Raw genomic sequence first — 26018 nt, 5'->3', positions numbered from 1 at the left:
CAAAAAAGACGGTGTGGGTCGCGTATGTCGCTGGCGTTCAGCCAGGACCCCACTAAAATGGCGCGTCTGATCATCAACGACCAATGCCGGTTACCGGCACATACAACAAAAACAGGTCTGGTCTCATATGCCTCTGCCCTCGACATTTCTCGGGGTAACGGTCAAACAACTGCTGGTCCTGGTGACCGTAGGGTGTTTGGCTGCTTATCTCTTCAGCAATCACGATGAATCAGTCCCGGAAAACCTTGCGCTTGAGGCCTTCATCCGTACCCAGGAACAAGTCGCCGCGCAGGTCGGCACGGTGCTGGGCATGACGCAAGTCAAGCAGGTGGTGGCGTATCCGGGGTACAACTCGCCGGGTTACAGGCGGGTGATGTACGCGGTCGAAGGCGAGCGGGGGAGTTTGATGGTCACGCTCAAGCAGGTCGACGGTGAGTCGGGGCTCGAAGTGACGGAGATTCGCCGCCCGTGACCACCCAGCTCAGTCAATGCCGTCAATGGCCAGGACTGAGCTGGTACGTCTGGGCGATCAATCTTATGAGGCGAGGACGGTCTGCGATTCGCGGACGATAATGGTCCCCGACTGGATCAGCTTGAACTCATCGCCTTCCAGTTTTTCTACACGGTCGCCAATGGCCAGCTTGTAGGTGGTGGCGGGTGCCGAGCCAGCCAGGTCGCCTTGCGCCGGGTTGGATTCCTGGAACTCATGCACCGAATACACACGACCCTCTGCGTCTCTGGCATGAAACTGTCCGACTAGTACTGCTGCCATCTGTTTAGAACCTCTGGAGATAAACACTCGATATGCGGTGCTGTAGACCGTCATAAAGAGGGGTAGTTTACCTATTGGAAAAAAATACTATTCGCTGACATTTTCAGACGGTTCCTACGCATCGAATCGCGAGCTAAACGTCTGGAGGATTATCAAAACCTTCTGGTGAACGCGCTGCGAAGCCTTTATAACTACAAGCTCCCTTAGTCAGACGTCGAGAAACCCAATGAGCAAGGTCTACACGATTGCCGTTCTGGTTGGCAGCTTGAGAAAAGACTCGATCAACCGCAAGGTCGCCCTGGCATTGGCCGAACTGGCCCCTGCCAACCTGAAGTTGAACATTGTGGAAATTGGCGATTTGCCGCTCTACAACGAAGACATCGACGGGGCATCACCGCCCGCAGCCTACAGTAGTTTCCGTCAGCAAGTACGCTCATCCGACGCGGTGTTGTTTGTGACGCCGGAGTACAACCGTTCCGTACCCGCGCCGTTGAAGAATGCCATCGACGTAGGTTCCCGTCCTTATGGTCAAAGCGCCTGGAGCGGTAAGCCGGGGGCGATCATCAGCGTGTCGCCGGGCGCCATCGGCGGCTTTGGTGCCAACCACCATCTGCGCCAGTCCCTGGTGTTCCTTGATGTGCCGTGCATGCAGCAGCCGGAAGCCTACCTGGGCGGCGCTGGCAGCGTGTTCGATGAGTCCGGCAAGGTGTCGGAAAAGACCAAGCCGTTCCTGCAGGCATTTATTGATGCCTACGGCAAATGGGTAGAAAAACAGACAGCTTGAATCGGCACTCGCCGTTCAGTTAAGGCTTTTGTAGGAGCGAGCTTGCTCGCGAAAAACTCACAGGCGCCGCGTTCATTCAGGAAGCACGCGTTATCGTTGACGTTTTTCGCGAGCAAGCTCGCTCCTACAGGAGGCGATGTACGCTTAACTGACTGGTATTAGGGCAAGCCCCTCCCACAGTATTGGATCAGCGCAACCAGTTAGTCCGCGCCAACTCGATCACTTCATCCCCGCGCCCACTCATCACCGCCTTGAGCATGTACAGGCTGAACCCTTTGGCCTGCTCCAGCTTGATGCTCGGCGGCATCACCAGTTCCTGGGTGGCCGTCACCACATCTACCAGCACCGGGCCATCATGGGCCAGGGCGCGGCGTAAGGCCGGTTCCAGGTCTTCCGATTGCTCCACGCGAATGCCGAGGATGCCCATGGCGTTGGACATGGCGGCGAAGTCCGGGTTTTTCAGCTCGGTGCCGGCATCCAGATAGCCTGCGGCCTTCATTTCCATGGCGACAAAGCCCAGGGACGAGTTATCGAACACGATCACTTTTACGGGCAATTTCAGCTGCGCCAGTGAAATGAAATCCCCCATCAGCATGGCAAAACCGCCGTCGCCGGACATCGAGATCACCTGGCGTCCCGGGAAGGCCGCCTGCGCGCCAATCGCCTGGGGCATGGCGTTGGCCATCGAGCCATGGTTGAACGAGCCGATCAGGCGGCGCTTGCCATTCATTTTCAGGTAGCGCGCGGCCCACACGGTCGGCGAGCCCACGTCGGCGGTGAAGATCGCATCGTCGTCCGCCAGTTCGCTGAGCAAACGCGCCACGTATTGCGGGTGGATCGGCCGGTTGGCCTTTGACGGTTGCGCCAGGTCGTCCAGGCCTTGGCGGGCTTTTTCGTAGTGCTTCAGCGAGGTTTCGAGGAAGCTGCGGTCGGTCTTGCGGGTCAGGCGTGGCAGCAGGGCGTCGATGTTCTCGCTCACATCGGCAGCGATGCCCAGGTCCAGCGTGGCGCGCCGGCCGAGCGCCTGCGGGTTGCGGTCAACCTGGATGATCTTGGCATCGGTAGGGTAGAACTGGCGGTACGGAAAGTCCGTGCCGAGCATGATCAGCGTGTCGCAGTCGAGCATGGCGTGGTAACCGGAGCTGAAGCCGATCAGGCCGGTCATGCCGACGTCGAACGGGTTATCCCACTCCACGTGTTCCTTGCCGCGCAGGGCGTGCACCACCGGCGCCCCCAGGGCATCGGCCAGGGCCACCACTTGATCATGAGCACCGGCGCAACCGCTGCCGCAGAGCAGGGTGACCTTCTTGCTGCTTTCAAGGATCTCGGTCAGTCGTTGCAGGTCCTGTTCCGCCGGCAAGGTGCGCGGTGCGTGCAGGGCAGGCCAGGGCTTGAGCGTGTCTTCCACTTCCAGCAACGACACGTCCCCCGGAATCACCACCACCGCCACGCCGCGGTTGAGGATCGCCGAACGCATGGCACGGTGCAGCACATGAGGCATTTGCTCGGGGTTGGTGACCAGCTCGATAAAGTGGCTGCATTCTTTGAACAGTTCCTGGGGATGGGTCTCCTGGAAGTAATTCAGGCCGATCTCGGAGGAGGGGATCTGCGCCGCAATCGCCAGCACCGGCACATGGTTGCGATGACAGTCGAACAGGCCATTGATCAAGTGCAGGTTGCCCGGCCCGCAGCTGCCGGCGCATACGGTCAGTTCGCCAGTGGCTGCCGCTTCGGCACCGGCAGCGAAGGCGGCGACTTCTTCGTGACGTACATGCATCCACTCGATGCTGTCCATGGTACGCAGGGCGTCGGTGAGGCCGTTGAGGCTGTCGCCGGTCAGGCCCCAGATACGCTTGATGCCCGCCTGTTCAAGGGTGGTCGCCAATTGCTGGGCCAGGTTGATTTTCGCCATGAAGAACTCCAATCGTCAGTGAGGTTAAAAGCAGCTGATCAATAGGGGACAGTTCGATCACGGCGAATGCTCCGCCTTTAATGTGAAGATTGCGTCATGGCCGCGCGGTATTGCCGGGTGCGCCGGGCGATAAACCATTGGTCGCGCACCAGTGCCAGCCAGGGCGCGACGTTGGCATTGGGCAGGCGGCCGCGGCTCAGGCGGCGCATCTGGTCACGCACCACGGCCAGGGTGGCGAGGGCGGCCAAGGGTTTGCGCTGCCAACTGATCGGTTTGAGTTGCGGGTTGAGGTCGCGCCCCTCGTGCCAGTGTTTGATCAGTTGCGGTTCCAGGGTCAGGGCGGTGGCAATGCCGGCCATGGCGATGCCGCTGTCCAGCACCTGTTGCACGATGGGCAGGCGGCGAATGCCGCCGGTGACCATCAGCGGCATCTGGGCGATGGTCGCCAGTTCCTTGGCAAACTCCAGGAAGTACGCTTCACGGGCCAGGGTGCGACCGTCCCGGGCTTCGCCTTGCATGGCCGGTGCTTCGTAGCTCCCTCCGGAGAGTTCCAGCAAGTCAATGGGCAAGGGGTTGAGCATCTCCATCACCGCACGAGCATCGGCCTCTGCAAACCCGCCGCGCTGGAAATCCGCCGAGTTGAGTTTTACCGCGACGCAAAAGGACGGGCTGACGCTGGCGCGAACCGCGTGGATCACCTCCAGCAGCAGGCGCGCACGGTTCTCCAGCGAGCCACCCCAGCGGTCAGTGCGGTGGTTGCTCAACGGCGAGAGAAACTGGCTGAGCAGGTAGCCGTGCGCACCGTGGATCTGCACCCCGGTAAAACCGGCTTTCTCGGCCAGGCGTGCGCTGGTGGCGAAGCGTTTGATCACGTCTTGAATGTCGTCCTCGGTCATTGCCTTGGGCTTGGCAAACATCTTCGAAAAGCTGCCGAGGTCCAGTGCAATCGCGGAGGGCGCCAGGGCTTGCTGGCCGAGGTTGGCCATGGTCTGGCGTCCCGGATGACTGAGCTGTACCCAAAAGTGCACACCCTTGTCGCGGGCCACGTTGGCCCATTCGCGAAAACTGTCCAGATGCTTTTCGTCTTCGAGGGCAACGCCACCGGGGCCGGTCATGGCGCGGCGGTCGATCATCACATTGCCGGTCAGCAGCAAGCCGGGCTCGCCGTTGGCCCAGGCGGTGTACAGCTGCTTCAGTTCACGGGAAGGCGCTTGATTGGCGTCTGCCATATTCTCCTCCATCGCCGCCTTGGCGATGCGGTTGGCGAGGACCTGGCCGTTGGGCAGTTGCAAGGGTTCAAAGGGTGACATGAGTTGACTCCGGAACGGGGGAGGCCTCAGGCTAAGCTTAAAGTTAACTTTAATGTCAAGCGGGGTTTTGATGAATATTGGTGAGCTGGCAAAGCAAAGTGGGTTGGCGGCGTCGCGTATCCGCTTCTACGAATCCGAGGGGCTGATCAGTCAGGTGGGGCGCCAGGCCAATGGGTATCGACGCTATGCGCCCGATGCCCTGCAAACGCTGCAACTGATCCAGAGCGCACAGCAGGCCGGGTTTACCTTGCAGGAACTCAAGGCGTTAATGCCCGCGCCAGGGGAGCACAAGCGTGAGGAGTTGATCGAGGCCCTGGAGCGCAAGGTGGCGCAGATCGAGGTGATGCAGGCGCAGTTGGCCCACAACAAGGCGCAGTTGTTAGGCGTAATCGATGCGGTACGGGCGCAGCCGGAAGGCGTGCCGTGCTCAATGGGGCAGAAGCAGGTGCTGGCGTCGATTAAGATCGGTGCCTGAAAAAGCACCGATTTACAGCGCAAGCAGATTCCAATCTGGGAGGGGGCAAGCCCCCACCCCACATTTGATGCTCAGCGACGACGGAACAGCGGCAGCGGTTCATCCGTTGCGGCCTGGTACGTCACCGAGAAGTCCTTGAGGCTTTCCAGCGCCTCGTACGGGTCTTTGTCGGCGCGCAAGGCGAAGGCATCGAACCCGCAGCGGCGCAGGTAGAACAACTGGTCGCGCAACACATCACCAATCGCCCGCAGCTCACCCTTGTAACCATAACGGTCACGCAACAGGCGCGCGTTGGAATAGTTGCGCCCGTCGGTGAAGGCCGGGAAGTTCAGGGCGATGACCTGGAAGTGTTCCACGTCAGCGCCGATCTCTTCGGCTTCTTCATCGGCGTCCAGCCACACACCCAGGCCGCCGTCGCGGGCCTTGAGCGCGTGGCCGTGTTCGCGCCACAGCGCCAGCGGCACGATCAGGTCGTCGCAGTTGGAGATGCCGTCGAAGCTCGCGTCCTTGGGCAGCAGGTGCCAGGTTTCATCGAGGACTTCGTTGTTCTTAATGATTCGCTGCATAGACGCGCTCCTTGAACAGGTCAATGCCGATGCGCTGGTAGGTGTCGATGAAACGCTCATCTTCGGTGCGCTGTTCGATGTACACGTCGATCAGCTTGCCGATCACCTCGGGCATGGCTTCCTGGGCGAAGGATGGGCCAAGGATCTTGCCCAGGCTCGCATCACGGCTGGCGCTGCCACCCAGGGACACTTGGTAGAATTCTTCGCCTTTCTTGTCTACGCCCAGGATGCCGATGTGGCCGACGTGATGGTGACCACAGGCGTTCATGCAACCGGAGATGTTCAGGTCCAGCTCGCCGATGTCGAACAGGTAGTCCAGGTCGTCGAAACGGCGCTGGATCGATTCGGCAATCGGGATCGACTTGGCGTTGGCCAGGGAGCAGAAGTCGCCGCCCGGGCAGCAGATGATGTCGGTCAGCAGGCCGATGTTCGGCGTGGCGAAACCGCCTTCGCGCAGTTCACCCCACAGGGTGAACAGTTGGCTCTGCTCAACGTCCGCGAGGATGATGTTCTGCTCGTGGGAAGTGCGCAGTTGGCCAAAGCTGTAGCGCTCGGCCAGGTCGGCGACGGCGTCCAGCTGCTTGTCGGTGATGTCGCCCGGCGCAACACCGGTCGGTTTCAGCGACAGGGTCACCGCCACATAGCCCGGCTTTTTGTGCGCCAGGGTGTTGCGGGTACGCCAGCGGGCAAAGCCTGGGTGCTGCTGGTCGAGCGCTGCGAGCTCGGCGTCCTGATTGCTCAGGGCCTTGTACTCAGGATCGACGAAGTGCTTGGCCACACGGTGCACTTCGGCTTCGGTCAGGGTGGTCTGGCCGCCGCGCAGGTGCTCCATCTCGGCGTCGACTTTCTGGGCGAACACCTCAGGGGTTAGTGCCTTGACCAGGATCTTGATCCGGGCCTTGTATTTGTTGTCGCGACGGCCGTAGCGGTTGTAGACCCGCAGGATGGCGTCAAGGTAGCTCAACAGGTCCTGCCACGGCAGGAACTCGTTGATGAACGCGCCGACCACCGGGGTACGGCCCAGGCCGCCACCCACCAGTACACGGAAACCCAGCTCGCCGGCCGCGTTGTACACCGGCTCCAGGCCGATATCGTGTACTTCGATGGCTGCACGGTCCGAGGTCGAGCCATTGATGGCGATCTTGAACTTGCGCGGCAGGTAGGCGAATTCGGGGTGGAAGGTGGTCCATTGACGGACGATTTCACACCACGGGCGTGGGTCGATCAGCTCGTCGGCTGCAACCCCGGCGAATTGGTCGGTGGTCACGTTGCGCAGGCAGTTACCGCTGGTCTGAATCGCGTGCATCTGCACGGTGGCCAGCTCAGCCAGGATGTCCGGCACATCTTCCAGCGCCGGCCAGTTGAACTGCACGTTCTGGCGGGTACTGATGTGGGCATAGCCCTTGTCGAAGTCGCGGGCAATCTTGGCCATCATGCGGGTCTGGCGCGAAGTCAGTTGGCCATAAGGCACGGCCACCCGCAGCATCGGCGCAAAGCGCTGAACATAAAGGCCATTTTGCAGGCGCAGAGGGCGGAACTCTTCTTCGCTCAGTTCACCTGCTAGGTAGCGTCGGGTCTGATCACGGAACTGCTTGACGCGGTCCTCGATGATGCGCTGATCGTATTCGTCGTATACGTACATATAGGTCCTGTTCTCGGCAAATCTGCGCGCACGGCCGCGCACTCCCAACGGAGCCGGCGCACGATACCAGTTTGCGTTTATGCGCAAAAGTGATGTTTGAGTATATGCACATAACCAAAATGACTAATGAGAAGGGTTATCGTGATACCCACATTTGTCATGCGGGCAATCGTCAACTTTACTGTGATCGTGTTTGAGTGCAATCACCTATAAAACCGACAAGAGGCGATGCAATGAGCAATCCGACAAAAGCCCGTAAACCTGACAGTACCGTTGATGCCTGGGCCATTCTGTTCTTGATCATTCTGGTGGTGGGAACTGCCGTTTTCTGGGTCAGCCACCAATAAAGGACGTTGATTGAGCCTCGATTGGTTTGGGCATTGCCACTATCATGGCGGCTTATTTTCGAGGCTCAAGCATCCATGTTGAAGGTGTTGATTACGTGTTTCTGGTTGCTGGGACCGACCTATGGGTTGATGGCCCATGCCACGTCGGTGGTGTTTCTCAATCCAGGCACGTCGACGGAAACCTTCTGGGTCAGCTACGCGCAATTCATGCAGGCCGCCGCCAAGGACCTCGGCCTGGATTTGCGTGTGCGTTACGGCGAGCGTAATCCCGACAACACGCTGCTCCAGGCGCGTGAGGTACTGCAAGGCAGCCAGCGGCCGGACTACCTGGTGCTGGTGAATGAGGAGTACGTTGCACCGCAGATCCTGCGCATGGCCGAGGGCAGTGGCGTCAAGCTGCTGGTGGTGAACAGCGCGCTGACCCCCGACCAGATGCAATTGCTGGGAACCCGCAGCGGCATCCAGTTGATCGGCAGCCTGGTCGCCGACGATGAAGAGGCGGGCTACCTGATGCTCCGCGACCTGTTGCGCCAGCACGGTCCGGTTGCGCCTGGCCAATCCCTCGACCTGCTGGCATTTTCCGGCGCCAAGGCCACCCCGGTGGCGCAATTGCGCGAGCGCGGCATGCGCCGGGCGCTGGCCGAGCATCCCGAGGTGCGCCTGCGCCAGCTGGTCTACGGTGAGTGGAGCCGCCAGCGTGCGTTCGAACAGGCGACGCAACTGTTCAAGCGCTATCCGCAGACGGCGCTGGTGTGGTCGGCCAACGATCAGATGGCACTGGGCGCCATGCAGGCGCTGCAGGCCACTGGGCGAGCACCCGGCAAGGACACGTTGTTCAGCGCGGTCAACAGCTCGCCCGAGATCCTGCGGGCGCGCCTGGATGGGCGCTTGTCGAGTTTGGTCGCCGGGCATTTCACCGTCGGCGGGTGGGCCATGGTGCTGATCAATGATGATGCCAAGGGCGTGGACATAGGCGCATACGGTGGGGGTGAGCGTCCGTTGGCGTTGTTCCAATTGATCAATGCCGGCCAGGCACGGCACTTGTTGGAGCCGACACCGTCGGTGAATTTTCGCGCGCTGTCCGCCGAGGGCAAGCCCACGTCCTATCGTTACCCGTTCAGCTTGCGTCTGTTGCTGCGCTAGACGCCGGCCAGGTGCAGCACCAGCTTGACGATCCCAAACAACGTCAGCGCAAACACCGCCGTGAACAGGATGCCCAGGATCACAAAGTGGCTGGGCTTGCCGTGGGTAAAGTCGCGGGCGCGATTCTTGCCACTCTGCACGCCAAACGCAGCGGCCACCACGCTGTGGAGCATCTGCCAGAAGGTAGGAGGCTTGTTGTTGGCTGGATCGTCCATACGTCCCTCGACACAAGGTGTGTGAGGGACAGCATAGACAATCCGTCAGGGCTTAGTTGTCGTAGCCCAGGTTCGGCGCCAGCCAGCGCTCGGTGACGGCCAGGTCCTGGCCCTTGCGCGCGGTGTAGCTGGTCACCTGGTCCTTGTCGACCTTGCCCACGGCAAAGTACTGCGCCTGCGGGTGGGCGAAGTACCAGCCACTGACTGCCGCCGCCGGGAACATCGCGTAGTGCTCGGTGAGGAACACACCGCTGCGCCCGGCCTGCATTTCGCGGGCTTCGGGGTCGAGCAGTTGGAACAACTGGGCTTTCTCGGTGTGATCCGGGCAGGCTGGGTAACCGGGGGCAGGGCGGATACCGCTGTACTGCTCCTTGATCAGCGCCTCGTTATCCAGTTGCTCGTCCTTGGCGTAGCCCCAGTGCTCCTTACGCACCTGCTGGTGCAGCCACTCGGCACAGGCCTCGGCCAGGCGGTCGGCCAGGGCCTTGACCATGATCGAGTTGTAGTCGTCGCCCGCGTCCTGGTAAGCCTTGGCCACTTCTTCGGCGCCGATGCCGGCGGTGGTGATGAAGCCACCGATGTAGTCGGTCACGCCGCTGTCTTTTGGAGCGACGAAGTCGGCCAGGGAGAAGTTCGGTTTGCCGTCGGTCTTGATGATCTGCTGGCGCAGGTGGTGCAGCCTGGCAATCGGCTGGCCGTCTTCGCCGTAGACTTCCAGGTCATCGTCCTGCACCTGGTTGGTCGGCCAGAAACCGAACACCGCACGGGCGCTGATAAGTTTTTCGTCGATCAGCTTCTTGAGCATTTCCTGGGCGTCGGCGTACAGCGCGGTGGCCGCTTCACCCACCACTTCATCGGTCAGGATGCGTGGGAACTTGCCGGCCAGGTCCCAGGAGATAAAGAACGGGGTCCAGTCGATGTACTCGGCCAGGACGTTGAGGTCGATATTGTCCAGCACCTTGGAGCCGGTAAAGGTTGGCTTGACCGGCGTGTAGGTGCTCCAGTCGAACTGCGGCTTCTTGGCGATGGCCGCCGGGTAGCTCAGGCGTTCGGTGCGCGCACTGCGGTTGGAGGTGCGCTCACGCACGTCGATGTATTCCAGGCGGGTCTTCTCGACGAAGCCGGCCTTCAACTCCTTGGACAGCAGCTGGGTGGCCACACCCACTGCCCGGGAGGCGTCGGTGACGTAGATCACCGCGTCGTTGCTGTACTTGGGCTCGATCTTCACCGCCGTGTGCGCCTTGGAGGTGGTCGCGCCGCCGATCATCAGCGGCAGGTGGAAGTCCTGGCGCTGCATCTCGCGGGCCACATGCACCATCTCGTCCAGGGACGGCGTGATCAGGCCGGACAGCCCGATAATGTCGCACTTCTGCTCCTTGGCCACCTGCAGGATCTTCTCCGCTGGCACCATCACGCCGAGGTCGACGATGTCATAACCGTTGCAGCCGAGTACCACGCCGACGATGTTCTTGCCGATGTCATGCACGTCGCCCTTCACCGTGGCCATCAGGATCTTGCCCTTGGCTTCCGGCTTGTCGCCTTTTTCCAGCTCGATGAACGGGATCAAGTGGGCCACGGCCTGCTTCATCACACGGGCGGATTTCACCACCTGGGGCAGGAACATTTTGCCGGCGCCGAACAGGTCGCCGACGATGTTCATACCGGACATCAGCGGGCCTTCGATCACTTCGATCGGGCGCGCGAACGACTGCCGCGATTCTTCGGTGTCTTCGACGATATGGGTGGTGATGCCCTTGACCAGCGCGTGTTCCAGGCGCTTGTTGACCGGCCAGCCGCGCCATTCTTCGGTCTCGGCCTCTTTTACGCTGCCGTCGCCCTTGTACTTGTCGGCGATGGCGAGGAGGGCGTCGGTGCCTTCCGGGGTGCGGTTGAGGACTACATCTTCCACGGCATCGCGCAGCTCGGCCGGGATCTGGTCGTAGATCTCCAGCTGGCCGGCGTTGACGATACCCATGGTCAGGCCGTTGCGGATCGCATACAGCAGGAACACCGAGTGGATCGCCTCACGCACCGGGTTGTTGCCCCGGAACGAGAACGACACGTTGGACACGCCACCGGAGGTCAGCGCATACGGCAGCTCGTCGCGGATATAGGCGCAGGCGTTGATGAAATCGACGGCGTAGTTGTTGTGTTCTTCGATACCGGTGGCGACCGCAAAGATGTTCGGGTCGAAGATGATGTCTTCCGGCGGGAAGCCGACTTCATTGACCAGGATGTCGTAGGAGCGCTTGCAGATTTCTTTCTTGCGCGCTTCGGTGTCGGCCTGGCCGGCTTCGTCGAACGCCATCACCACCACCGCCGCACCGTAGCGCTTGCACAGCTTGGCGTGATGGATGAACTGCTCGACGCCTTCTTTCATGCTGATGGAGTTGACGATGCCCTTGCCCTGGATGCACTTGAGGCCGGCTTCGATCACTTCCCACTTGGAGGAGTCGATCATGATCGGTACACGGGAGATGTCCGGCTCGCCGGCAATCAGATTGAGGAAGGTCACCATGGCCTTCTTCGAATCGAGCATGCCCTCGTCCATGTTGATGTCGATCACCTGGGCGCCGGCTTCCACCTGTTGCAGGGCGACTTCCAGGGCTTCGGTGTAGTTGTCTTCACGGATCAGGCGGGCGAAACGCGCGGAACCGGTGATGTTGGTGCGCTCGCCGACGTTGACGAACAACGAGCTGCGATCAATCGTGAACGGCTCCAGACCCGACAGGCGGCAAGCCTTGGGGATGTCCGGGATCGGGCGCGGCGCGTAGCCGGCCACGGCCTTGGCGATGGCTTCGATATGGCCCGGCGTGGTACCGCAGCAACCGCCGACGATGTTCAGAAAGCCGCTCTGGGCGAACTCTTCGATGACCTTGGCGGTTTCCGACGGCAGCTCGTCGTACTCGCCGAATTCGTTGGGCAGGCCGGCGTTGGGGTGCGCGGACACGTGGGTGTTGGCTTTGTTGGACAACTCTTCCAGGTACGGGCGCAGCTCGCTGGCGCCGAGGGCGCAGTTCAGGCCCACGGAAATCGGCTTGGCGTGGGCCACCGAGTTCCAGAACGCTTCGGTGGTCTGGCCCGACAAGGTACGGCCGGAGGCGTCGGTGATGGTGCCGGAGATCATGATCGGCAATTCGATACCGAGCGCTTCGAAGACGCCCTGCACGGCGAAGATCGCGGCCTTGGCGTTGAGGGTGTCGAAGATGGTCTCGATCAGGATCAGGTCGGCACCGCCCTCGATCAGGCCCTGGGTGGCCTCGGTGTAGTTCTCCACCAGTTCATCGAAGGTAACGTTGCGGTAGCCGGGGTTGTTCACATCGGGCGACAGCGAGCAGGTGCGGCTGGTCGGGCCGAGGACGCCGGCAACGAAACGCGGCTTGGCCGGGTTCTCGGCGGTCTTGGCATCGGCGATCTTGCGCGCCAGGCGTGCGCCTTCGACGTTCAATTCATAGGCCAGCTCTTCCATGCCGTAGTCGGCCATGGAGATACGGGTGGCGTTGAAGGTGTTGGTTTCGAGGATGTCGGCACCGGCATCCAGGTAGGCCTTCTCGATCCCGCCGATCACGTCCGGGCGGGTGAGCACCAGCAGGTCGTTATTGCCCTTGACGTCGCTCGGCCAGTCGGCGAAGCGTTTGCCGCGGTAGTCATGTTCTTCCAGTTTATAGCTCTGGATCATCGTGCCCATGCCGCCGTCGAGGATCAGGATGCGTTCCTTGAGGGCGTGGTGAAGGGCTTGCAGACGAGCGCTACGATCGGACATGGGACTACTCTGGTCAGGCATTACGGAGGGCGTGGATCATAGCAAACCTGTGCGGATTTGCGGCATGCCCGGGATTTGCATGAATATCGCTCATGTTGGTAGGGGGTATGGCCCGGTAGAATCACCGCCACTTTTAATCGCACGCATTGAATCGGGACCGGATACATGTCACTTCGTCTTATCGTCAGCGCCGTCCTGGCATTGATAGCCAGTACCGCTCTGGCGGAAGGTCCCGCTTCGGCGATCTCTTATACCCGCGACATCCAACCAATCTTCACCGAGAAATGCGTGGCCTGCCATGCCTGCTACGATTCTGCCTGCCAGCTCAACCTGGGCAGTGCCGAGGGCGCGGCGCGGGGCGCCAGCAAGATGCGGGTGTACGACGGCGAGCGCAGCCAGGCCACGCCCACCACCCGTTTGTTCTATGACGCCTTCGGCCAGCAGGCCTGGCAGCAGAAGGGCTTCTATTCAGTACTCGACGCCCAGGGCAGCCAGGCCGCGTTGATGGCGCGCATGCTGGAACTGGGGCATAGCGCAGCGCTCAAGCCCAATGCCAAGTTGCCCGAAGAGATCGTATTGGGCCTGAATCGCGAAAACATGTGCGCCACGCCCGGTGAATTCAATGCCTATGCCGGCGCCCATCCCAAGGAAGGCATGCCCCTGGCGGTCACCGGCCTGACCGACCAGCAATACCAGACCTTGCAACGCTGGCTGGCGTCCGGCGCACCGATCGATGCGCAGGGCTTGGCGCCGAGCGCCAGGGAAGCCCTGCAGGTGCAGCAATGGGAAAACCTGTTCAACCAGCCCGGCGCCCGGGAGAGCCTGGTCGCGCGCTGGTTGTTCGAGCATCTGTTCCTGGCCCACATCTATTTCGAGGGCGGCGAGCCGGGGCATTTCTTCCAGTGGGTGCGTTCGCGCACGCCGAGCGGCCAGCCGATCGACCTGATTGCTACGCGCCGACCCAACGATGATCCAGGCACCCGCGTGTACTACCGTTTGTGGCCGGTGCAGGGCGTGATCGTGCATAAAACCCACATCACTTACCCGTTCAGTGCCGAGAAAATGGCACGTATAAAAGCGTTGTTCTACGCCGGAAACTGGCAGGTCAACGCCTTGCCGGGCTACGGGCCGGGCCGTCGAGCCAACCCATTTGAAACGTTCGAGGCGATCCCGGCCAAGGCGCGTTACCAGTTCATGCTCGATAACGCCGAATACTTCGTACGCACCTTTATTCGCGGGCCGGTGTGCCGTGGGCAGATCGCCACGGACGTGATCCGCGATAATTTCTGGACTCTGTTCCAGGACCCGGACCATGACCTGTACATCACCGATGCGCGTTATCGCGGCCAGGCCACGCCGTTGCTGGCGATGCCGGGGCAGAACGACGACGTGGGCAGCGTGCTGAGCCTGTGGCTGGCCTATCGTGACAAGCGCAATGAATACGAGGCGCTGCGCCGTGACAGCTACGCCGACCTGCCGCCACCGAGTTGGTCGAGCGTGTGGGCGGGCAACGACAATGCTTTGCTGAGCATCTTCCGCCACTTCGACAGCGCTTCGGTCAACAAAGGCCTGATCGGTGAGGTGCCGCAGACGATGTGGCTGTTCGATTACCCGCTGCTGGAGCGCACCTATTATCAGTTGGCGGTCAACTTCGACGTGTTCGGCAACGTGTCGCACCAGGCCCAGACCCGCCTGTACTTCGACCTGATCCGTAACGGCGCCGAGCAGAATTTTCTGCGCCTGATGCCGGCCAACAGCCGCGACGACTTTATGGATGACTGGTACCAGAACAGCGGCAAGCTCAAGCTGTGGCTGGACTATGAGGCCATTGATGACGACAAGCCGACGGGCCTGCATCTGGATAAAAAAGACCCGAAGCGTGACTTCGCCAATCAGTTGCTCATTCGCTACGGCGACCTGAACGTCAGCCCGGACCCGATCAACCGTTGCGCCGGGGCGTACTGCTCCCGTGATGGCGTCGACTCGGAGTTGCAGGGCGCGGAGCAGGCGCTCAGTCGCCTGACCTCACGCCCGGCGGCGGGGCTCAAGGTGATCGACCAGTTGCCCGAAGCCACGATGCTGCGCGTCGAAACCGCCAGCGGCCAGCGTGTGGTCTACAGCATGCTGCGCAACCGCGCCCACAGTAACGTGGCGTTTCTGTTAGGCGAGGCCTATCGCTATCAGCCGGGCCTGGACACGCTGACCATCTACCCAGGCGTGCTCAGCAGCTACCCGAACTTCATGTTCAATATTCCGGCGCGGGAAGTCCCCGAGTTTGTCGCCGAAATGGAGCGGGCCAAGGACGCCAACCGCTTTGAGAAAATCGTCGATCGCTGGGGCGTGCGCCGCAGCCACCCGTTGTTCTGGCAGTATTTCCACGATTTGTCCGTGTACATCCGCGAGACCACACCCGTGGAAGAAGGGGTGCTGGATATGAACCGCTATGAAAACCTCTGACGGGAGCGAGAGTCTTTTCCGACAAAATTACTCGGACTTTGTACCTGCGTAATATTTTGGCGTAAACTGCCGGCAAGCCTGTGAGGAGTTTCCATGACTGCCATAACCATTACCGACGCCGCCCACGATTACCTGGCTGACCTGCTGTCCAAGCAGAACACCCCGGGTATCGGCATCCGCGTCTTTATCACCCAGCCTGGCACCCAGTACGCCGAGACGTGCATTGCCTACTGCAAGCCAGGTGAAGAGAAACCTGAAGACACCGCCCTGGGGCTGAAAAGCTTCACCGCGTATATCGACAACTTCAGCGAAGCCTTCCTGGACGATGCCGTGGTTGACTACGCCACCGACCGTATGGGTGGCCAATTGACCATCAAGGCGCCTAACGCCAAGGTGCCGAACGTCAACGCTGACAGCCCGGTCAACGAGCGCATCAACTACTACCTGCAAACCGAGATCAACCCGGGCCTGGCCAGCCACGGCGGTCAGGTCAGCTTGATCGACGTAGTGGAAGACGGGATCGCCGTATTGAAATTCGGCGGCGGCTGCCAGGGCTGCGGCCAGGCGGACGTGACCTTGCGTGAAGGCATCGAACGGACCCTGCTGGAGCGTATTCCGGAGCTCAAGGGCGTCCGTGACGTGACGGACCACACGCAGAAAGAAAACGCCTACTACTGAGTAAGGCGTTCACTGCGAACAAAAAGACGGCGCCCGTGAGCGCCGTTTTTTATTATTAAAATTCAAGCGGTTATGCGATCTATCTGACAAGGAGGATTAAGTGTGGGAGGGGGCTTGCTCCCGATAGCGGTGCCTCAGTCGTCCCATGAGGAAGCTGAAACACCGCCATCGGGAGCAAGCCCCCTCCCACATTTTTTTGCATTTATTCAGTTAAATCAGCGTGTTGCTGATGATGTGTGAATTAAAAAATCAATTTCGAATGTTGACTGTATCTCCCTGACAAGGAAGGTCAAATGTGGGAGGGGGCTTGCCCCCGATATCGGTGCCTCAGTCGACTCATGAGCAGGCTGACACACCGTCATCGGGGGCAAGCCCCCTCCCACGTTTTTTATTGTATTTATTCATTTGAATCAATGCGTTATAGGTTGTTCGTGAAGTAAATAATCAAGGTCGATAAAGGTGCGCATGCCCGGCCCGATACAGCGACGACTCACTGAAACTATCACTCGCCAGTACCCGACCTACCACAATCAGCGCCGTGCGCCGAAAGCCCTTGGCGGCGACTTTGTCGGCAATATCGCTGAGCGTGCCGACCGCCCAATCCTGATCCGGCCATGTCGCCCGGTGCACCACGGCAATCGGACAGTCCGCGCCATAGTGCGGCAGCAGTTCGGCGACGATCTTTTCCAGATGATTGACCCCCAGGTGAATCGCCATGGTCGTGCCATGCCGGGCCAGGCTGTGGAAGTCTTCCCCGGCGGGCATGCTGGTTTTATCGGCGTAGCGGGTCAGGATCACGCTTTGGGCGATGTCCGGCAGGGTCAGTTCGGTCTCCAGCAAGGCTGCGCAGGCGGCCACCGCCGTGACGCCGGGAATGATCTGAAAGGGGATGCCCAACTCACGCAAATAACGGATCTGCTCGCCAATCGCGCCATACAGGCTCGGATCGCCGGAGTGCACCCGTGCCACGTCTTGGCCATTATCGTGGGCGGTCTTGATCAGTTCGATAATCTGTTCCAAGTGCAGTTCAGCGCTGTTGACCACTTGTTTCGCCTGATGACCTTCCAGCACCGCCGCCGGCACCAGCGAGCCGGCATAGATGATCACCGGGCAACTGCGGATCAGGCGTTGGCCTTTGACGGTGATCAATTCCGGATCGCCGGGGCCGGCGCCGATGAAGTAGACGGTCATGGAGAATTCCTGTGCAAAAGCGGGCGAGCATGAAGATTGCTCATGATCGGGAAGGGCGATTATCGGGATTTTAGCCGGCGCAGGCCAATGCAAAGGTGGCCTGGGCGGTTTTCTGGCGGGTGATCAACAAGCGGGCAGGGCCGCCGCAGAGCTGTTCGGCCAGGGCCAGGGCGGCACTTTCGGCGACGCCGTAACAGCCGGTATGGGCAAACGCGACCGCCGATTTGTGGCTCAGCCGGTCTTCGTAAACGGCCAGTTGCCCGGCACTGAAGCACTGCAAGGGCAGGTCGAGCAGTCGGGCCAGGGCGAGTAACCCTGGCTCGTTCTGTTTACGGTCGATGCTGGCCAGTGCGGTGACACGCTGGCGCTCGACCCCGCCCTCGGCCAGGGCGCTGTCGAACAGGTCCAGCAGGGTGTCTACATCACAACCCCGCTGGCAACCCAGGCCGACCACCAGGGTCATGCCGAGTATTGATCGTCGCGGTTGCGGCGGAACAGCCAGGCGCTGATCAGGCCCAAGGCCAGCCAGAACGCCACGTTGGTCAACTGCGAAGCGATCTTGAACTGTGCTTCGAGGGCTTCCGGAGCCAGCATCGAATGGGTTTCCGGCTGCGGCGCGCCGATCACATGTGGCACCACGAGGATCGCCGCGCCCAGGACTTTCAGCAGCCAGTTGCGACCAAACACGATCAGGGCAATACCCACAGCCGTCGAGGCAGCGGTGCCGATCCACCAGATTTGCCGTTGCGCCAGGTCAGCGGCGGCAGTGCCCGGTAGCTCCGGTGGCAGGCCCAGGGTGGGCGCCAGCACAAAGGTCGCGTAACCGGCCAGGCCCCACAGCAAGCCTTGGGCCGTGCGGGTCGGTGCGCGCAGGGTGTAGAGGCCGGCCAGCATCAGGGCGAAGCCGACGGCCACCACCAGGTTGCCGCCGGTGGTCGACAGCACGCGCTGCCAGCCGTCTTCCGGCTCCCAGGCTTCGGCGTCGTGGGAGTGTGCAGCGGCGCCAGCGGCGTGCTCGTGCACGACTTCGGTCGCGGCCGGGGCTTTTTCAAAGGTTTCCGCCTGCAGAATCAGCGGAGCGACCCAGAAGCTTTGCAGCAGGGTCAGCAGCAGGGCGGCCAGCAAGCCGGTGAACCCTGCGGTTTGTGCAATACGCTTGATCATGTCGGCAGGCCTCAGTGGCACGGGAACGCGGCGCTGTGGCGGGTATCGTGGGCAGCGTTGTGCACCGCCTCGATGTGCGAGAAACCGGCGAAATACACCAGGCACGCGCCGAGGATCGACGCACCGATGGCGGCGGTCAGGCGTTGGCTGAGGGTGGCGGAGCTGCTGGCGGTGTGCGAGGTGCTGCTGATGATCGACATGGCGCGTCCCTTTCAGGTGTCAGGGTGAAACGAGCGCATGCAAACCCCGCGAGCCAGGCACGCAGGGTTTTAACAGCGCCCGCCCACCGCGGGTTTGTTATTGGATGTTATTCGGGCCGGTCTCCGGGCTTGCGAGGGACACTGGGTCTAGAAAGCGTCGCCTTCCCATGCCGTACAGGCACAGTGGATCTGACGCTTCACTCGCTTACCGTTGCGGGGGCAGCACCGGACTCGTCATAAGGCTATGACTCACCGGTTTCCCGTTTCACCCTGTGAAGGGCACCCGAAACAAGATGTGTAGGAGAGCATGGGCCGGGGACGGTAGTCAAATGCGGCGAGCCCCTGTAGCCTTGCACCTTCGAGGTTCTTCGGCCCACGCCGAAGCTAAGAAGGGAACGCGGTTCAAGCCGCGGCTGCCCCCGCAACTGTGAAGGGTTTATCTGACTGCCACGCCACTGCCATTACGGCGGGAAGGCGCAGCCAGCGCCGGTCGCAAGACCCGCAAGCCCCAAGCCAGGAGACCTGCCTCGTAACCGATTTTCCAATTCAACCGGGCGGGGTGATCCGGTGACGAAATCTGCTGCTGCGCGCTGCCGCAGGGCCTATCGTCCCGTATGCCCGCCCCAAAGGGCATCCGATGAAAACACTGGCCAAACTTCCCGTCACCATCGTTACCGGCTTCCTCGGCTCGGGTAAAACCACCTTGCTGCGCCATATGCTCGACAACGCCCAGGGCCGTCGTATTGCGGTGATCGTCAACGAATTCGGCGAGCTGGGCATCGACGGTGAGATCCTCAAGCAGTGCTCCATCGGCTGCACCGAAGAAGAGGCCAACGGCCGCGTGTACGAGCTGGCCAACGGCTGCCTGTGCTGCACGGTGCAGGAAGAGTTCTTCCCGGTGATGCGCGAACTGGTCGCCCGTCGTGGCGACCTCGACCATATCCTCATCGAAACCTCGGGCCTGGCCCTGCCAAAACCCTTGGTACAGGCCTTCCAGTGGCCGGAAATCCGCAGCGCCTGCACGGTTGATGCGGTTATCACCGTGGTCGACAGCCCGGCCGTGGCCGCCGGCACGTTCGCCGCGTTCCCGGATCAGGTCGATGCCCAACGCAAACTCGACCCGAACCTGGACCACGAATCGCCGCTGCACGAGCTGTTTGCCGACCAACTGGCCAGCGCCGACCTGGTAATCCTCAACAAATCCGACCTGATCAGCGCCGAAGAACTGGCCCGTGTACGCCTGGAAGTCGCCGAAGAACTGCCGCCAGCGGTGAAGATCATCGAAGCCAGCAGCGGTCGCCTGCCGTTGGACGTATTGATCGGCCTGGGCGCGGGTTCCGAAGAACATATCGATGCTCGCCATAGCCACCACGATCATCATCACGAAGGTGAGGACGATCATGATCACGATGCCTTCGATTCCATCTCCATCGACCTGCCGCAAGCCGACGAAGCACTGCTGCTCGACGCCCTGAACCAGTTGGTGGTTCAGCACGGCATCCTGCGCGTCAAAGGCTTCGCCGCCATCCCGAACAAACCGATGCGCCTGCTGATCCAGGGCGTGGGCACGCGTTTCGATAAGCACTTCGACCGCGCCTGGGGCGCTGATGAACCGCGCGTCACGCGCCTGGTGCTGATCGGCCAGGAGCTGGACGCGGCGGGCCTCGAAGCGCAACTGCGCGCTGCCCTCAGCGTTTAACCCATGCACCTGCTCAGGACTCAGCCCGGTGGTTTCGTCGCGGACGACAATATTGCCGACCTTGGCCAAACCCCCGCTGAACTGGTGATCCTGTGCAGCGGCGATTCCAGCCTGGCGCTGCTGGCCGAAGCCGCCCAGCAGCTGCCCGAGGATTACCCCAGCCTGCGCCTGGCCAACCCGATGCAGGTGCAGAACCATGCGTCGGTCGACCTGTATGTGGATGAAGTGCTGCGCCACGCCAAGGTCATCCTGATTTCGCTGCACGGCGGCATCGGTTATTGGCGCTATGGCATCGAGCGTCTGGTGGAGCTGGCCGAGCGCGGCGTTACGCTGATCCTAGTGCCGGGGGATGATCGCCCGGACCCGGAACTCAGCGGCCTGAGCACGGTGAATGCCGAACAGCGCGACCGCCTGTGGCACTTCCTGCGCCAGGGCGGTCTCGCTAACGCGCTGGATTTTTTCCGCTGCCTGGCCAGCGGCTACTTGGACCGCGATTACCCGTGGGCGGAGCCGCAGACCTTGCCGCGCACCGCGATCTATCACCCGCACAAAGCCAACCCTCGCCTCAATGACTGGCAGACCGATTGGCACGCGGATTGGCCCGTGGCAGCGGTGCTGTTCTACCGCTCGCACTTGCAGGCGGCCAATACCGGTTTTATCGATGTGTTCTGCCAACGCTTGCAGGCGGCGGGCCTTAACCCGTTGCCGATGGCGGTGGCCAGTTTGAAAGAACCCGGCTGCCTGACGGTGGTCGAGGACCTGCTGGATGAGGTCGGCGCGGCGGTGATCCTGAACACCACCGGTTTTGCCCAATCCAGCCCCGAAGCCCCGCATCTGCGCCCGTTTCGCCGCAATATCCCGGTGATCCAGGCGATCTGTGCCCAGGATAACCAGCCGGGCTGGCAGGCCAGCGAGCAAGGCCTTGGCCCGCGCGACCTAGCGATGCACATTGCCTTGCCCGAGTTGGACGGGCGGATTATCAGCCGGCCGATCAGCTTCAAGGATATGGCCTGGCGCAGCGAGCGCAGCCAGTCGGACGTGGTGTGCTACCGCGCAGCGCCCGAACGCATGGATTTCGTCGCTGAACTGGCGCGCCGTTGGGTCGAGCTGGCACGGGTGCCGAATGCGGATAAACGCATCGCCCTGATCCTCGCCAACTACCCGACCCGCGACGGCCGCATCGGCAATGGCGTGGGCCTGGACACCCCGGCTGCCACGCTGAATATCCTGCGCGCCCTGCAGGCCGAAGGTTATCCGGTGCCGGATCAACTGCCCGAGAGCGGCACTGCGCTGATCCATGATCTGCTCGGCGGTGTCACCAACGATCTCGACAGCCTCGACCTGCGCCCCTGCCATCAAAGCCTGGGCCTGGATGACTACGAGGCGATGTTTCAGCGCCTGCCTGAGTCCAATCGCCAGGCGGTGCTGGAGCGTTGGGGCACGCCGCAAAACGATCCGATGTTCCGCGACGGCCGCCTGATGATCGCCGGCCTGCGCCTGGGTCTGACCTTCGTCGGTATCCAGCCGGCCCGGGGTTACCAGGTGGATGCCAGCGCGGTGTATCACGACCCGGACCTGGTGCCGCCCCATGGCTACCTGGCGTTCTACTTCTGGTTACGCCACACCTACGGCGCCCATGGCGTGATCCATGTGGGCAAGCACGGCAACCTGGAATGGCTGCCGGGCAAGGGCGTGGGGCTCTCGGAAAACTGCTGGCCGGATGCGCTGCTGGGGCCGCTGCCGAACATCTACCCGTTTATCGTCAACGACCCGGGCGAGGGCGCGCAGGCCAAGCGGCGCACCCAGGCGGTGATCATCGACCACCTGATGCCGCCGCTGACCCGCGCCGAAACCTACGGGCCGCTGCGCGACCTTGAGCTGTTGGCAGACGAATACTACGAAGCCCAACTGCTCGATCCACGCCGGGCCCGCGAGCTGCAAAAAGACATCCTCAAACTGGTGCGCGAAACCCGCATCGACCAGGAGCTTGAACTGGATGGCGACGCCGATGCGGCGATCTGGCTGCCGCGCCTGGACACCTACCTGTGTGACTTGAAGGAATCGCAGATTCGCGACGGCCTGCATATCTTTGGCGAGTCGCCGCAGGGTCGCTTGCGGATCGACACCTTGCTGGCCTTGTTGCGTATCCCCCGTGGCGATGGCCGTGGCCCGCAATCGAGCCTGCTGCGCGTGGTGGCCAAAGCCTTCGAATTGGACTTTGACCCGCTGGACTGCGCCCTGGCCGAACCGTGGACCGGGCGCCGCCCGGCGGTGTTGCAGACGATCGATACGCAGTTGTGGCGTACCGCCGGTGATACTCGCGAGCGCCTGGAACTGTACGCTGCGCGACTGATCGAGCAGGCGCTGGAAGGGCCGGTCGAGCAACTTGAAGAGCCTGGCTGGGAGGATGTGAAGGCAGTGATAGAAAGCCTGCGCATCGTCGTGGCGCCGCGCTTGGACGCCTGTGGCCCGGCGGAAATGCGCGGCTTGCTGGATGCCCTCGGCGGGCGTTTTGTGCCGGCTGGGCCAAGCGGCGCGCCAAGCCGCGGGCGCCTGGATGTGCTGCCGACCGGGCGTAATTTCTTCACCGTCGATGTGCGCAACCTGCCCACGACCACCGCGTGGCGCATCGGCTTCCAGTCGGCCAACCTGATTCTTGAGCGGCACCTGCAGGACCACGGCGACCACCTGCGCCAACTCGGCCTGTCGGTGTGGGGCACGGCCACCATGCGCACTGGTGGCGACGACATCGCCCAGGCCATGGCGCTGATGGGCGTACGGCCGGTGTGGGCCACCGGCAGTCAACGGGTGGATGACTTTGAAATCCTGCCGATCAGCCTGCTGGACCGCCCGCGCGTGGACGTCACGCTGCGCGTGTCCGGATTTTTTCGTGATGCGTTCGCTAACCTGATCCGCCTGTTCGACGCGGCGGTGCAAGCGGTGGCGGCCCTGGATGAACCGGACGACATGAACCCGCTGGCCGCCAAGGTGCGCAGTGAGCGGGCGGCGTTGCTGGCGTCCGGGTTGGATGACGAAGCAGCGGCGAAACAGGCCGGCTGGCGTATCTTCGGGGCCAAGCCCGGTGCCTATGGCGCCGGCGTGCAGGGCGCCATTGACGGGCGTCTGTGGCAAAGCCGCGAGGACTTGGCCGAGGTCTACCTGAACTGGGGCGGCTACGCCTATGGCGGTTCCGATGAAGGCACCGCCGCCCGCGAGCAGTTCGCCCAGCGCCTGAGCCAGGTGCAGGCGGTGTTGCAGAACCAGGATAACCGCGAGCACGACCTGCTCGACTCCAATGATTACTACCAGTTCCAGGGCGGCATGCTCGCCGCCGTGGAAACCCTGAGTGGCGACAAGGCCGCGAGCTACCATGGTGACCACAGCCAGCCGGACCTGCCCAGGATTCGCACCTTGAAGGAAGAGCTGAACCGGGTGATCCGTTCCCGCGCCGCCAACCCCAAGTGGATCGAAGGGGTGAAGCGCCATGGCTATAAAGGTGCGTTCGAAATGGCCGCGACCGTGGACAATCTGTTCGCCTTCGACGCCACCACGGCGCTGATAGACGATCATCAATATGCTTTGCTTGCCGACGCCTACCTGCTGGACCCTGACACCCGCGCGTTTGTGCAGCAGCACAACCCCGCAGCGCTGCGCGACATGACCGAGCGCATGCTCGAAGCCCAGCAGCGTGGCCTGTGGCAGGAACCGGGGGCGTACCGCGAGGCGCTGGAAAACCTGTTGCTGGATATAGAAGAAGACAGCTGATGACTGATACTCCGCATTTCCCACTGTCCGCCGTGGTCGGCGCCGATGAGCTGAAACTGGCGCTGTGCCTGACCGCCATCGACCCGAAGATCGGCGGCGTGCTGATCGAAGGCCCACGCGGCATGGCCAAGTCCACCCTGGCCCGTGGTTTGGCGGATCTGCTGGCCAGCGGGCAGTTCGTCACCTTGCCGCTGGGCGCCACCGAAGAGCGCCTGGTGGGTACCCTGGACCTGGATGCCGCGCTGGGCGAAGGCCGCGCGCAGTTTTCCCCTGGCGTGCTGGCCAAGGCGGACGGCGGCGTGTTGTATGTGGATGAAGTCAACTTGTTGCCTGATCACCTGGTGGACCTGTTGCTCGACGTCGCCGCCAGCGGCACCAACCTGATCGAACGCGACGGCATCTCCCATCGCCATTCGGCGCGCTTTGTACTGATCGGCACGATGAACCCGGAGGAGGGCGAGTTGCGCCCGCAACTGCTGGATCGCTTCGGTTTCAACGTGGCGCTGAGCGGGCAGACGGTGCCGGCCGAGCGTGGGCAGATCATCCGGCGCCGCCTGGATTTCGACAGCGACCCCGCCGCTTTCTGCACGCAGTGGGCCGAACAACAGGCGGCGTTGCGTGAGCGCTGCACCCAGGCGCGGGCGCAGTTGGACAGTATCGAACTGGATGATCAGGCCTTGGCGCAGATCACCGAGCGTTGCTTTGCCGCAGGTGTCGACGGCTTGCGGGCTGACCTGGTCTGGCTGCGCGGCGCCCGGGCCCACGCGGCGTGGCGGGGCGCGGATAGAATTGCCGAAGAAGACATCGAAGCGGTGGCGGAATTTGCCTTGCGTCACCGTCGCCAAGAGCAATCCCCACCGGCCAGCCCACCCCATCAAGGGCAGTCACCGACACCCTCGGACACGTCGCCAGGCCAAGGCCAATGGGGCGACATGCCCGCGCCGGCCCTGCCCACAGGCACTCGCCGAGACGTGCCTACCTGGCCAAAAAAGCCCTAGGCGTTCGCCCCCGACCTGACGCGGGGGCGGATGCCCGGCCCAAGGCGGGGCGACTGGACAACGGCAGGCAGGGCAAGGCGCGCAGTGCGCAGCAGGGTTCGATCAACTGGCCGGGCACCTTGCTCGGTGGCCGACCGCACTCCCGTGAAGAGCTGCGCTACCACCTGCGCAGCCGTTCGGCCCATGAGTTGTGGCTGGTGATCGTGGATGCGTCGGCCTCCACCCGGCGGCATCGTGCATTAACCGACGCGAAGGGCTTGCTCGCCCAGTTGTTTGACGATGCTTATCGACAGCGCGCACGTATGGCATTGCTGACGGCCAGCGGGCAGGCGCCGAAGTGGCAGGTACAGGGGTTGAAAGCAGCGAAAGGCCTGGCGGGCTGGCTGGATCAGCTGGGTGCGGGCGGTGGTACGCCGTTGCTGGCGGCGCTGACCGAGGCGCAGCATTGGTTGGTGGCGCGACGCAAGCGGTATCCGGCTGAGCAGCAGCGTGTGCTGGTGATTACGGATGGGCGGCTGAAGGACATCGCCGGGTTGCCGTTATTGGCGTGTGCAGGGTTGCTGGTGGATATAGAGCGCGGGCCGATCAGGCTGGGGCGGGCCCAGGAGTTGGCGGCTGGGTTGCAGTTGGATTATCGACATATCGATAGCCTGTCGACGCTCAAGCAGATTCAGGAAGCGCCCTTCTTGTAAAGTCGAATCTTCCGACATTATTCGCCGATAACAAATCTTTACTCTCTGAGCTCTTTCGCGTTCAGGAGTAAAGGGATGACTTCCAGCGTATTACCGAGCGTTTTTTTCGATCACAGCCGACACACCCTATGGGTGCGCAACGTTACTGCCTCGCTGGACGTCCTCGCCTTCGAAGGCCAGGAACGCCTAAGCGAACCCTTCGCCTATCACATCGAATTCACCAGCACCGAACGCGACCTCGCCGC

The 26018-nt window shown here is 62.1% G+C and carries 21 protein-coding genes and 2 riboswitches; of the genes, 10 read left to right on the top strand and 11 right to left on the bottom strand.

Translation table 11 applies throughout. The features are described from left to right. The first annotated feature begins 127 nt into the window (after nucleotides 1-127). Nucleotides 128-472, top strand: coding sequence for a hypothetical protein (locus tag J1G35_RS22510; protein ID WP_053134951.1), 345 nt, complete (start codon nucleotides 128-130; stop codon nucleotides 470-472). A 63-nt stretch (nucleotides 473-535) separates the two neighbouring features. Here the strand turns inward: J1G35_RS22510 and J1G35_RS22505 are convergent, their stop codons facing one another. Next, nucleotides 536-772: a hypothetical protein gene (locus J1G35_RS22505; RefSeq protein WP_053134954.1), complete on the bottom strand. Its 237-nt coding sequence runs from the start codon at nucleotides 770-772 to the stop codon at nucleotides 536-538. A gap of 226 nt (nucleotides 773-998) precedes the next feature. Between J1G35_RS22505 and J1G35_RS22500 the strand changes: the two genes are divergently transcribed. Continuing rightward, nucleotides 999-1556 carry an NAD(P)H-dependent oxidoreductase gene (locus J1G35_RS22500; RefSeq protein ID WP_053134958.1) on the top strand — a complete coding sequence of 186 codons (558 nt, stop codon included), beginning with the start codon at nucleotides 999-1001 and terminating at the stop codon, nucleotides 1554-1556. 187 nt (nucleotides 1557-1743) lie between these two features. Here J1G35_RS22500 and poxB read toward each other — a convergent pair whose 3' ends face one another. Both poxB and J1G35_RS22490 read right to left on the bottom strand, forming a co-directional pair. Further along, on the bottom strand, nucleotides 1744-3468 hold the full coding sequence (gene poxB, locus J1G35_RS22495) for a ubiquinone-dependent pyruvate dehydrogenase (RefSeq protein WP_223016045.1): 1725 nt from the start codon (nucleotides 3466-3468) through the stop codon (nucleotides 1744-1746). A 77-nt stretch (nucleotides 3469-3545) separates the two neighbouring features. Then, nucleotides 3546-4778, bottom strand: a complete 1233-nt coding sequence (locus J1G35_RS22490) for an NADH:flavin oxidoreductase/NADH oxidase family protein (protein ID WP_223016044.1) — start codon at nucleotides 4776-4778, stop codon at nucleotides 3546-3548. Nucleotides 4779-4848: 70 nt separating this feature from the next. Here J1G35_RS22490 and J1G35_RS22485 point away from each other — a divergent pair, with 70 nt between their 5' ends. Next, complete coding sequence (locus J1G35_RS22485) at nucleotides 4849-5253, top strand: MerR family transcriptional regulator (RefSeq protein ID WP_053134968.1); 405 nt, start codon at nucleotides 4849-4851, stop codon at nucleotides 5251-5253. Between the two features lie 71 nt (nucleotides 5254-5324). On the opposite strand, the gene J1G35_RS22480 is transcribed toward J1G35_RS22485, so the two are convergent. Then, the gene (locus tag J1G35_RS22480) at nucleotides 5325-5819 is read right to left on the bottom strand and encodes a DUF934 domain-containing protein (protein ID WP_003235539.1); all 495 of its coding nucleotides are present in this window, start codon (nucleotides 5817-5819) and stop codon (nucleotides 5325-5327) included. Next, nucleotides 5803-7461 carry a nitrite/sulfite reductase gene (locus J1G35_RS22475; protein ID WP_003190712.1) on the bottom strand — a complete coding sequence of 553 codons (1659 nt, stop codon included), beginning with the start codon at nucleotides 7459-7461 and terminating at the stop codon, nucleotides 5803-5805. The genes J1G35_RS22480 and J1G35_RS22475 overlap by 17 nt, the downstream gene beginning before the upstream one ends. Before the next feature lie 422 nt (nucleotides 7462-7883). On the opposite strand from J1G35_RS22475, the gene J1G35_RS22470 reads away from it, so the two are divergent. After that, on the top strand, nucleotides 7884-8951 hold the full coding sequence (locus J1G35_RS22470) for an ABC transporter substrate-binding protein (RefSeq protein ID WP_223016043.1): 1068 nt from the start codon (nucleotides 7884-7886) through the stop codon (nucleotides 8949-8951). Here the strand turns inward: J1G35_RS22470 and J1G35_RS22465 are convergent. Together J1G35_RS22465 and metH are read right to left on the bottom strand one after the other, a co-directional pair. Further along, nucleotides 8948-9166 carry a DUF2970 domain-containing protein gene (locus tag J1G35_RS22465; protein WP_053134974.1) on the bottom strand — a complete coding sequence of 73 codons (219 nt, stop codon included), beginning with the start codon at nucleotides 9164-9166 and terminating at the stop codon, nucleotides 8948-8950. The two genes, J1G35_RS22470 and J1G35_RS22465, sit on opposite strands and share 4 nt — an antisense overlap. A gap of 52 nt (nucleotides 9167-9218) precedes the next feature. Then, nucleotides 9219-12929, bottom strand: a complete 3711-nt coding sequence (gene metH / locus J1G35_RS22460) for a methionine synthase (protein WP_053134978.1) — start codon at nucleotides 12927-12929, stop codon at nucleotides 9219-9221. 165 nt (nucleotides 12930-13094) lie between these two features. Here metH and J1G35_RS22455 point away from each other — a divergent pair, with 165 nt between their 5' ends. Further along, entirely contained in the window at nucleotides 13095-15386 is a 2292-nt protein-coding gene (locus J1G35_RS22455) for a fatty acid cis/trans isomerase (RefSeq protein ID WP_223016042.1), read from the top strand. Between the two features lie 93 nt (nucleotides 15387-15479). Beyond that, nucleotides 15480-16064, top strand: coding sequence for a Fe-S biogenesis protein NfuA (gene nfuA / locus J1G35_RS22450; RefSeq protein ID WP_017136914.1), 585 nt, complete (start codon nucleotides 15480-15482; stop codon nucleotides 16062-16064). Nucleotides 16065-16508: 444 nt separating this feature from the next. Here nfuA and cobM read toward each other — a convergent pair whose 3' ends face one another. The 4 genes from cobM to J1G35_RS22430 form a co-directional block, all read right to left on the bottom strand. After that, complete coding sequence (cobM, locus tag J1G35_RS22445; protein ID WP_223016041.1) at nucleotides 16509-17255, bottom strand: precorrin-4 C(11)-methyltransferase; 747 nt, start codon at nucleotides 17253-17255, stop codon at nucleotides 16509-16511. 70 nt (nucleotides 17256-17325) lie between these two features. Further along, nucleotides 17326-17718 carry a cobalamin biosynthesis protein gene (locus J1G35_RS22440; RefSeq protein ID WP_223016040.1) on the bottom strand — a complete coding sequence of 131 codons (393 nt, stop codon included), beginning with the start codon at nucleotides 17716-17718 and terminating at the stop codon, nucleotides 17326-17328. After that, on the bottom strand, nucleotides 17715-18419 hold the full coding sequence (locus tag J1G35_RS22435; protein WP_053134990.1) for a CbtA family protein: 705 nt from the start codon (nucleotides 18417-18419) through the stop codon (nucleotides 17715-17717). The genes J1G35_RS22440 and J1G35_RS22435 overlap by 4 nt, the downstream gene beginning before the upstream one ends. Before the next feature lie 11 nt (nucleotides 18420-18430). Then, entirely contained in the window at nucleotides 18431-18619 is a 189-nt protein-coding gene (locus J1G35_RS22430) for a CbtB-domain containing protein (protein WP_027606475.1), read from the bottom strand. A gap of 96 nt (nucleotides 18620-18715) precedes the next feature. Continuing rightward, nucleotides 18716-18921, bottom strand: a riboswitch (cobalamin riboswitch). A gap of 42 nt (nucleotides 18922-18963) precedes the next feature. Continuing rightward, a riboswitch (cobalamin riboswitch) is annotated at nucleotides 18964-19164 on the top strand. Nucleotides 19165-19256: 92 nt separating this feature from the next. On the opposite strand from J1G35_RS22430, the gene cobW reads away from it, so the two are divergent. Genes cobW through J1G35_RS22410 form a run of 4 tightly spaced genes read left to right on the top strand, consistent with a single transcriptional unit; the run spans nucleotide 19257 to nucleotide 25773 of the window. Continuing rightward, nucleotides 19257-20318, top strand: coding sequence for a cobalamin biosynthesis protein CobW (gene cobW, locus J1G35_RS22425; RefSeq protein ID WP_223016039.1), 1062 nt, complete (start codon nucleotides 19257-19259; stop codon nucleotides 20316-20318). A 3-nt stretch (nucleotides 20319-20321) separates the two neighbouring features. Continuing rightward, the gene (cobN, locus tag J1G35_RS22420) at nucleotides 20322-24083 is read left to right on the top strand and encodes a cobaltochelatase subunit CobN (protein WP_223016038.1); all 3762 of its coding nucleotides are present in this window, start codon (nucleotides 20322-20324) and stop codon (nucleotides 24081-24083) included. After that, entirely contained in the window at nucleotides 24083-25081 is a 999-nt protein-coding gene (locus tag J1G35_RS22415) for an AAA family ATPase (protein ID WP_223016037.1), read from the top strand. The genes cobN and J1G35_RS22415 overlap by 1 nt, the downstream gene beginning before the upstream one ends. 53 nt (nucleotides 25082-25134) lie before the next feature. After that, nucleotides 25135-25773, top strand: coding sequence for a VWA domain-containing protein (locus J1G35_RS22410; protein ID WP_262417376.1), 639 nt, complete (start codon nucleotides 25135-25137; stop codon nucleotides 25771-25773). Nucleotides 25774-26018: the final 245 nt, after the last annotated feature.

The organism is Pseudomonas sp. SH10-3B (genome assembly GCF_019891415.1).
In the GTDB taxonomy this organism is placed as follows: domain Bacteria; phylum Pseudomonadota; class Gammaproteobacteria; order Pseudomonadales; family Pseudomonadaceae; genus Aquipseudomonas.
The sequence above is the reverse complement of the archived record's forward strand: the minus strand, read 5'-3'. Positions and strand labels throughout refer to the sequence as shown.